Below are 8,593 nucleotides of genomic sequence, written 5' to 3'. Positions count from 1 at the left end.
GAAGCGCTGGCAAAGCTCCGTGCAACCGGGGTCAAGCGCATGGTGATGGTGACGGGTGACAATGAGGCCACAGCGCGGACCATCGCCAACGAGCTCGGCGTGGATGAAGTGCGTGCCAATCTGATGCCGCAGGACAAGGTCGCCGCCATCGCCGAATTGCAAAAGCAGGGCCATCGCGTGGCGATGGTCGGCGACGGGATCAACGACGCGCCGGCGCTGGCACGTGCCGATGTCGGCATTGCGATGGGGGGCGGCGGCACGCAGGCAGCGCTGGAAGCCGCCGACATCGCATTGATGAAGGATGACCTGGCAAGAATTGTCAGCGCCCGCGCGATTGCGCGACGCGCTTACCGGACAATTCAGGAGAATATCTTCGTCGGCGTTGGTGTTGTGCATGTTTTGGGCATTACCGCAGCGCTGATGGGCTGGATCGGTCCTATCCAGGCAGCGATTTTGCACTTGGGGCCAGATGTCCTGGTGTTCCTGAATTCGGCAAAACTGCTGCGCGTTCGAATCCAAGATGTTTAAGCGCATCTCTTTGAAGCCTAAGGCTTCGAACCGAACTAGCCAAAGCGGTCATTCGATTCGTCCGATCGGATGACTGCTACTGGCGCATGTGGTCGGTTGGCGCGTTCATAGATCAGATTGCCTGATGAGGCTCGGGAAGGTCCGGCCGGGGTGGAAAACCGCCGTTCAGCGCCCTATGCGAGCACGAAATTCGGCAGTCGAATTGGTGCGTGGAAACGGTTCGGAAGGCAACTGTACATCGAGAAAGGCACAAAGCGGCTCCCATCCTTCGGAGACTTGATACGTGAGAAGGCGTTCAGGCGGCAGCGTTGATTTCACGGAAGCGTTATGTGCTTCATAGACAGCGATTGCGTGATCACGGTTATCAAATCGACCGCCAAAGACAGTGTTTCCAACCACCGCCACACCAAAGGACTGTGGATCATTGGTAGCAGCATCCATCGTGAGCCCTATTGTTTGCGCCATGCTGTCATACCAGGCTTCCGGGTCACGAACTGTCAGGATAACCTTTGCATTAGGGTAGTGGTCACTCACTTGGCGCCAAAAATGCGCCGTTGGCCAATCGACCGCGGAAAGATAGCCGGCATATGCCGCATCCCAGGTCGGGAGTTGTCCTTGGCCGGCGGCGCGCCACAGCGCCTTCTGCTCGGGATTGGCGTGGACATCTGCCATGTGATGACACGGCCCGAACCCAAGATGCTCCAACGCGAGCTTCAGCGAATATGTGCCAGTGCGACCCATGCCTGCACCAATGACATCTAGAGCCATGAGCACCCCAAGGAGATTTCAATCGGTCAAAATACCGCTGTTTTCTTTAATCCGCTATATCTTTGAAGGTCAGCTCCGAATCGCGTCAAGCCGTAGCGCGCGAAGGTCAGTATTGGAGAAGCGCCGGGAATGGTGGCTCCTGGCGCCGCTGTGGCGAAGACGCGTGGATCGACACCACTATCCGCTGACGCAGCGCTTGCTCCGGTCGATGACGTGGATGCCCATCAAAGGATGGGAGACAACCGACAGCGAGTTTCCGCCGGGAACGTGATCGCGGTCCACCAAAGCCATCTTGAACGGCAAGGCCGTGCAGACCTGCTCCATCAGGCTGCTCGACGTATACCGCGCGACATTCGAGCAGCGTGGACACAAGCTGGCAAGGCAAGGGGTTAGGCGCCGCGCTGTTGCAAGACACCGTTCTGCGCACGCGTTACGCCGCGACAATCCTCGGGATTCGCGGCCTTCTTGTTCATGCCATATCGGACGAAGCGAAAGCCTTCTACGAGCACTACGGCTTTGCGGCTTCCCCGAAAAATCCGATGACCCTTGCGCTCTCGCTAAGGCGCGTTGAAAGAGCGGGCCGAAACGTCTTGTTGTGCACAAGTTGGTAATCGCCTCGTAATCAACCAGCCGGAAAAAGCTTCCAGCGCCGCGGCCTAAAAGCCACGCGACTTTTCTGTGCCGCCGGATGGTCGACGGGCAATTCGATCTCGACCCGCCGACGTTCGCCGCCGATTTCGAGTTCCACGCGCCTGGTGCCGGCAACGCGGCGGCTGGCGGCGACCGTGCCGGCGATGCAGCCGTTGCATTCGTCCACAAGTTCGACATCGTGCGGGCGAAAGAACAATGTCGCTTCGCCTTGCGGTGCGTGCGGCGCGGAGAGCCCGATCGGGCGGTCGGCGATCCAGACCTGGCCGTCCTCGACCTTGACCGGAAGCGAGCTCGATTCGCCGATAAAGCCATAAACGAAGGGCGAGTTCGGGGTATCGTAGATCTCGTCGGCGGTGCCGACCTGCTCGATGCGGCCCTGGCTCATCACCACGACGCGATCGGCAAGCTCCAGCGCCTCTTCCTGGTCATGGGTGACAAAGACCGTGGTATGGCCGGTGGCGTCGTGGATGTCGCGCAGCCAGCGGCGCAGTTCGCGGCGCACCTGGGCATCGAGCGCGCCGAACGGCTCGTCGAGCAAAAGCACGGCTGGCTCGATCGCCATGGCGCGGGCCAGCGCCACGCGCTGGCGCTGGCCGCCCGAAAGCTGCGCCGGATAGCGTTTTTCCAGACCGGAAAGCTGGACGAGGTTGAGAAGTTCCAAGGCGCGGCGGCGGATTTCCTTCGCCGACGGGCGTGACGGCCCGTGCCTGACCTTGAGGCCGAAGCCGATGTTGTCGGCGACCGTCATATGGCGAAACAGCGCGTAGTGCTGGAAGACGAAGCCGACATTGCGCTCCTGGATCGACTTTTGGGAGGCATCCTCTTCGCCGAAGAAGATTTTTCCGCGGGTCGGCCGCTCCAACCCAGCGATCAGCCTGAGCAGCGTCGTCTTGCCGGAGCCGGATGGCCCCAGCAACGCGATCAGTTCTCCCGACCTGATGTCGAGAGAAACGTCGTGGAGGGCCGGAAACCGGTCAAACTCCTTGCGCACGTTGGCAACGCGAACTTCCATGCAAATCCCTTTTGTAGTTGATGCATGCCGTTATCCCAAAACCGGTTCCCACTTTTGGGCGACATCAAATCTTTGTTTCATGCATGTCGTTGTCCAAAAACCGCTACACACTTTTGGGCGACATGCATTTGTCAGTGTCCGCGCGTCGCGGCGATCTCGGCGCCGTAGCGCATCTCGAGAAGTGTTTTCAAGACCAGCGTGACGAGCGCCAGGCCGGCAAGCAGCGAAGCGACGGCAAAGGCGGCGGCGGCATTGTACTCGTTATAGAGGATTTCGACATGCAGCGGCATGGTGTTGGTCAGCCCGCGTATGTGGCCCGACACGACCGAGATGGCGCGATGACGATCAGAAGCGGCGCGATCTCGGATTTGTAGGGGAGGTTGCCGGCGATGAAGATAACGGAACCGTACTCGCCGACGCCGCGCGCGAAAGCCAGCGCGAAACCGGTGACGATGGCCGGCGCCAGTCCGGGAAGCAGAACGCGGCTGATGATCTGGAAGCGATTGGCGCCGAGCGTTGCGGCCACTTCCTCCACCTCCTTGTCGATCTCCTCCATGATCGGCTGCACGGTACGAACGACGAAAGGCAGGCCGATAAAGATCAACGCGATGACGATGCCAAGCGGCGTGTAGGCGACCTTGATGCCGAGCGGCATCAGCAGGCTTCCGATCCAGCCGTTCGGTACGTAAAGCGTGGTCAGCGCGATGCCGGCCACCGCTGTCGGCAGCGCGAAGGGCAGGTCGACCATGGCATCGGCGATGCGGCGGCCGGGAAAGTTGTAGCGCACCAGCACCCAGGCGACGATCGTGCCGAAGACGACGTTGACAGCGGCGGCAATGAAGGCGGTGCCGAAGCTGATTTCAAGCGCGTTGATGGTGCGGCGATCGGTGACGATCGCCCAGAAGTCGGTCCAGCCGAGCGCCGCCGAGCGCCAGATCAGCCCGGACAGCGGAATGAGGAGGGTGAGGAAGGCAAGCGAGAAGCCGAGCGTCAATCCGAAACCCGGAATGACGCTCGGCTGTCTGAACCGCCACCCCGCCTTGGCGGGCGTGCTGTGGTCATGTCGTCCTGATCTAAATGCTATTGGGCCGGCTTATAGATCTGGTCAAATATACCACCGTCGCCGAAATGGTAAGGCTCGCCTTCATCCATCCGCCGAAAATTGGATCGTCGATGCTGATCCGCTTGATTTCCAGCAGTTTGGCGAGATCCTCCGCAGGCACCAGGTCGGGCTTCGCCGGACGGTAGTGGTTCTTGGCGATGATCGTCTGGCCTTCCTTGGAATAGAGATAGCCCAGATAGGCTTCGGCAACTTTCCGTGTGCCCTTGGCATCGACATTGGCGTCGACAACGGCGACCGGCGGCTCGGCCAGGATCGAGGTCGGCGGGATGACGATTTCGAACTGATCGGCGCCGAACTCGTCCAGCGCCAGATAGGCCTCGTTTTCCCAGGCGATCAGCACGTCGCCCAGGCCTTTTTGCGCGAAGGTCACGGTCGAGCCACGCGCGCCGGTGTCAAGCACCGGAACATGGGAATAGAGGTTGCCGACGAATTCCTTGGTCTTGGCTTCATCGCCGCCATCATTGGTGTTGGCCCAGGCCCAGGCCGCGAGGTAGGCCCACCGGCCACCACCGGAGGTCTTGGGATTGGACGTGATCACCTGGACGCTGTCCTTTGTGAGATCGCCAAAATCGTGAATGCCCTTGGGGTTGCCCTTGCGGACGAGGAGGACAATGGTCGAGGTATAAGGCGCCGAATTGTTCTCGAACTTCGTCCGCCAGTCGGGATTGATCTTCTTCGTTTTCGAGACGATCGCGTCGATGTCGCCTTGCAGCCCCAGCGTCACCACGTCGGCGTCGAGGCCGTCGATTACCGCGCGAGCCTGAGCGCCCGATCCGCCATGCGACTGCTGGACGGTGACGGTCTCGCCGGTCTCGGACTTCCAATGGGCGGTGAAAGCCTCGTCGAATTGCTTGTAGAGCTCACGCGTCGGGTCATAGGACACGTTGAGAATGGTGGTATCGGCAAACGCGAAACCGAGCGTGCCGAACTGGACAGATGTGGCGACCAGTGCGCCGAGCAGTTTCATGAAATGAGGTTTGGTCATTTCCGCCTCCGTTGAACTCGCGTCAAATCTACCGAATTGAATTTAGATGCATTCAATGTTGCCTTTTTTGGCCTAGTGAAGCAATTTTTCGCCTATTTCACCCTAAATGAGGAATGTTTTTCCTCACATAGCGTGACTCGGGATCCTGGGCTCCCGGACGCGATAACTAGAAACCGCCAGCCCTTCGGCAATACGCAAGTGGCGATCAGGCGCGTGTAGGGCGTCAGGAAGAGCAGGAGCGACGCCGCAAGCGCAAGCGGAATTGCCAGAAAGGCGATTGCTGGGACCATGCCGATCTGGCCGCTTGCCAGAGGGCGAAAGCGGGTCCGCTCAACGTGGCCGTCGAACCTGCGATCGGCAATGTCATTGATCGTGGACCCGGCGCTTCTCATCAGAAACGCGCCAAGGGTGAATAGCGCCAATTGCTGAACGGCGGGGATACCATGTGCCGCTTGGATCAATGCGGCCCAACAGGGAACAACGTCAGCCATATGCCCACTGGCCGATCCAGCCGCGCGAGCCGCGTGTAGGGCCGCCATGCACGCGGCAGCCGGCGATCCACCCAGTCACCTCTATGAATATCACTCAGGTCCGGTCGGCTCAAAGTCGCCATTAAGTAATCTTAATCCCGCGCAGAGAAAGGCATTTTCCTGTTCGGTTGAAGCTGCCAAATTCGCAGCGTTGCGTATGCGCGCAATGGCAGCCTCGGGGTGGCAAGCGGAAGTCCAGCGTGAACGCGCGGAACAGTTGCTTTGCGGACCTGAGCCGGCATTAGGTTGCGCAAGCTGTAGCGGCTGATCTTGGCACGACCGAGACCAACGGCGGCGCTCACGCGCAGGACCGGCTCTTGAAGCCAGTGCCCAGCGGGCTCTACGCCAATAATGGGCGCTTTCCAGAATGACCGGAACCGCACGGCAATCGCTGAGCAAACCCTTCTAACCTTGGCCAGCGGAGCAATCACCTTTACGATTCGACCAGGATCACCAAGGACTCTGGCACCACTCCATCGAAGGCCATCGCATCCGCGGCTTCCTTGCTCTGCATAGCTTTCATCATGGCGTCCATGTCCGGAACGTCCATAAGAACGGCCACCCGGGTCGGATTTTGTGGATCTACAAATGTTCGTATGTTGGTCACGCCGAGCGGACCAAAAAGCTCTTTGCGCTTCGGCGAGTCGAGCCAGTGCTTCGCTCCTTTTGTGATGTTATGGTGGCCAATGACTGTCGGCATTGCATCCTCCCTATCGTGACGGCGAAGTCCGGCATCGCCAAGAGTGCCAAGATCCATCCCCGTCGAACCACGGAGCGCCGTTTTGGTTGGACTGTCAATTATTTCGTTAAGGACGCGGAAGAACGATTCGGAGAGGGCGTTTCTTCCGGACGGTTCGACCTCAATGAACCAGGATCGCGGTCACGCGGCTGTGGCTATTGACATGTGACATGCGCAAACAGCCGGACAACAACTGCAAGGGCCCGCGTGGCAGATATCGGGATCCAGCGCGGGGGTCGGAAAGGGCAGTTGCGGGAGTAGGGCTGCCATTCATGACCCGGCGGGCCAAGGTCGTCTTCGGGTCGACTCCGGCCGTAGAGCGAAGGTCCGCTGTTGAGAGCGGCGGTGAGGGTCCGGTAATGGCGCTACTTACTCGTTCAGGTGGCCGCTACAGTTGATTGCTAGAGTTAGTCTAGCGTGTCCAAGCGCCATGAAGCGAGCTTACAGCCAAAAGGAAAGTCGGCGGCCCATTTTTCAATGAGCGTTGCCCGAACCCGCCGACCTGCGGATTGCCATTGGCCCCGCGATTCGCAGCTTTGCCGGAACGGAGGCGTGCCGTCTAGCAATGTAAGCGTGTACCATTTCAGCTGCGGAAGTTTTCAAGATCTCTGCCTTAAATCTTTCGGCCATGGCTCGCGCAATCTGTGCTGCCTATAAAGTCGCGCAGCACGAGGTGATCTAGGTTGCAGGGTTGGCGCGGCAAGCGTTCCTCGGCTAGGAATCAGGCGCCAGCGCTGAACAACGCAGCCGGGACGAGTTTCCGGATTCGTTACCGCCATCGGCGATTTGCTCACGGGCTTCGCAAGTCCACGGTGCACTCGCGAGACTCCTAATTGCGCTCCGCCGCGCCGAATGATTACGGAGTACTAGCCTGCCCAATCCCAGCGCGCCCAGAGTTCTGGCTCGCGTGTGAACCATTAGGCCGGCGGGACGTTGCTCTGCGGATCCAACACCTGACGGCACGACCGTGGAGGAATCCAAGCATCATTCTACGCCTCAGAAACAAGACACGCCCGGTGCCTTGGCGAACTTTCCTTATGACCGAATGACCGTCGAGCGATTTCGGGGGCGTTTCCGCGAGCGAGGTGGAACGACGAGCGCAGGAGCTGGTTTGTGCCGGGAAAGACGGCGCCGCTACCTCTTTGGCGACCTCTATTCGACCCGCGGGAGCATCATCAACCCCAAGAGGTGATGTCACATAAACGGAGATGGGCTGTCGTTGTGACTTTTGGGAATGATTTCAGGCGATCACGCCGGCAGCAGCTTTCCATTGCGCCATGGCATTCAAGCGGTGAAGATGGATCTGAAAGGCGGAGCGTTTTGAACGGGGCGGGACGAAGAGATTGCGGACTGCAGAGAACGTCGAGACGAAACGCTGGAGGCTCCCCGGTGATCGAAAAGCTTGCATCATCCGCTCTCGTTTTCGCAGTGGCACATGCGAATTCTCCGCTCTGTTGTTCAAGCCCTTGTGCGACCGGTGCTCGATGTCCGTCATGACTAGACGCCGCGCTGCTCCATAGGAGCCGAGCTTGTCGGTGATCATGCGCTTCGGCACCTGGCCCTGCTTCTTCAACAGCCGTGTCAGCACGCGCTTGGCGGCCTTAGTGTTGCGCCGGGTCTAGCCGATCTCGTCGAGCACATAGCCGTCCTGGTTGACGGCCCGCCATAACCAATGCTTCTTGCCGGCGATCATGATGGCGACTTCGTCGAGGTGCCAGATATCATTTCGACTGGGCTGCTTGCGGCGCAGGCGCCGGGCGTAGTCCAGCCCGAACTTCTTTCCCCACCGACGGATCGTCTCGTAGGAAACGACAATGCCGCGCTCCAGCAGCATTTCTTCGACACGACGCAGGCTCAGCGGAAATCGATAATACAGCCACACCGCGTGGGCGATGATCTCGGGTGGGAACCGATGCCGTTTGTAGCTGATCTGCGAAGTGTTCGTCCCCAGCATCTATCGCAGCGATCCCTGACACGCGGTTACCGTGACAACGCCCCTGGGAGCGCCTGGACCAAATCGGGTCCCCAGTTCTAATATGTGGCGGGTGGTACGACGGGATCGCTCTACCGTCATCTCAGGAATGCATGGTGGGAAGACTCCCGAGGGCGACCTTGCGCATGTTCGAAGGTGGCCATCTATTTCTCTGGCAGGATAGCTCCGCGTTCGCCGAGATCGTCCGGTTTCTTGCAAACGAGGAAGCCGGCTAAAGGGCGAACACGAATTTGCGCCGTGCGAGGCTGCGTGAGGCCATGGACG

The 8,593-nt window shown here is 59.7% G+C and carries 6 protein-coding genes and 5 pseudogenes; 2 read left to right on the top strand and 9 right to left on the bottom strand.

Features of this window, described 5'->3' with window-relative positions; genetic code table 11:
• Positions 1-528 (top strand): HAD-IC family P-type ATPase (locus NKH70_RS32215; protein WP_353027190.1); only part of this gene is annotated, 528 nt, incomplete at its 5' end.
• A gap of 165 nt (positions 529-693) precedes the next feature.
• Here NKH70_RS32215 and NKH70_RS32210 read toward each other — a convergent pair.
• Both NKH70_RS32210 and NKH70_RS32205 read right to left on the bottom strand, forming a co-directional pair.
• Positions 694-1,296, bottom strand: a complete 603-nt coding sequence (locus NKH70_RS32210) for a sulfotransferase family protein (RefSeq protein WP_084641948.1) — start codon at positions 1,294-1,296, stop codon at positions 694-696.
• A gap of 177 nt (positions 1,297-1,473) precedes the next feature.
• Positions 1,474-1,620: a hypothetical protein gene (locus NKH70_RS32205; RefSeq protein ID WP_352453916.1), complete on the bottom strand. Its 147-nt coding sequence runs from the start codon at positions 1,618-1,620 to the stop codon at positions 1,474-1,476.
• A 35-nt stretch (positions 1,621-1,655) separates the two neighbouring features.
• On the opposite strand from NKH70_RS32205, the pseudogene NKH70_RS32200 reads away from it, so the two are divergent.
• Positions 1,656-1,907 (top strand): annotated as a pseudogene (locus NKH70_RS32200) (GNAT family N-acetyltransferase); the annotation flags it as partial.
• A gap of 11 nt (positions 1,908-1,918) precedes the next feature.
• On the opposite strand, the gene NKH70_RS32195 reads toward NKH70_RS32200, so the two are convergent.
• From NKH70_RS32195 to NKH70_RS32165, 7 genes and pseudogenes are all read right to left on the bottom strand, one after another.
• Positions 1,919-2,959, bottom strand: coding sequence for a sulfate/molybdate ABC transporter ATP-binding protein (locus NKH70_RS32195; RefSeq protein WP_352508713.1), 1,041 nt, complete (start codon positions 2,957-2,959; stop codon positions 1,919-1,921).
• Positions 2,960-3,090: 131 nt separating this feature from the next.
• Positions 3,091-3,282 carry a hypothetical protein gene (locus NKH70_RS32190; RefSeq protein WP_352508714.1) on the bottom strand — a complete coding sequence of 64 codons (192 nt, stop codon included), beginning with the start codon at positions 3,280-3,282 and terminating at the stop codon, positions 3,091-3,093.
• A gap of 14 nt (positions 3,283-3,296) precedes the next feature.
• Positions 3,297-4,043 (bottom strand): annotated as a pseudogene (cysT, locus tag NKH70_RS32185) (sulfate ABC transporter permease subunit CysT); the annotation flags it as partial.
• Positions 4,040-5,067, bottom strand: a pseudogene (locus NKH70_RS32180) (sulfate ABC transporter substrate-binding protein). The pseudogenes NKH70_RS32180 and cysT, both read right to left, overlap by 4 nt.
• A 185-nt stretch (positions 5,068-5,252) precedes the next feature.
• Positions 5,253-5,680 (bottom strand): annotated as a pseudogene (locus NKH70_RS32175) (UbiA family prenyltransferase); the annotation flags it as partial.
• Between the two features lie 350 nt (positions 5,681-6,030).
• Entirely contained in the window at positions 6,031-6,297 is a 267-nt protein-coding gene (locus NKH70_RS32170) for a hypothetical protein (protein WP_023680946.1), read from the bottom strand.
• Between the two features lie 1,279 nt (positions 6,298-7,576).
• Positions 7,577-8,290 (bottom strand): annotated as a pseudogene (locus tag NKH70_RS32165) (IS6 family transposase).
• Positions 8,291-8,593: the final 303 nt, after the last annotated feature.

The organism is Mesorhizobium sp. M0991, from assembly GCF_040318915.1.
Classification (GTDB): domain Bacteria; phylum Pseudomonadota; class Alphaproteobacteria; order Rhizobiales; family Rhizobiaceae; genus Mesorhizobium.
Note: the sequence above shows the minus strand (reverse complement) of the source record. Positions and strands in the feature narration are given on the sequence as shown.

Bases quoted from the DNA above. Each gene is read 5' to 3' on its own strand.
- NKH70_RS32210 (WP_084641948.1), bottom strand. From the start codon at position 1,296: ATGGCTCTAGATGTCATTGGTGCAGGCATGGGTCGCACTGGCACATAT.
- NKH70_RS32205 (WP_352453916.1), bottom strand. From the start codon at position 1,620: ATGGAGCAGGTCTGCACGGCCTTGCCGTTCAAGATGGCTTTGGTGGAC.
- NKH70_RS32195 (WP_352508713.1), bottom strand. From the start codon at position 2,959: ATGGAAGTTCGCGTTGCCAACGTGCGCAAGGAGTTTGACCGGTTTCCG.
- NKH70_RS32170 (WP_023680946.1), bottom strand. From the start codon at position 6,297: ATGCCGACAGTCATTGGCCACCATAACATCACAAAAGGAGCGAAGCAC.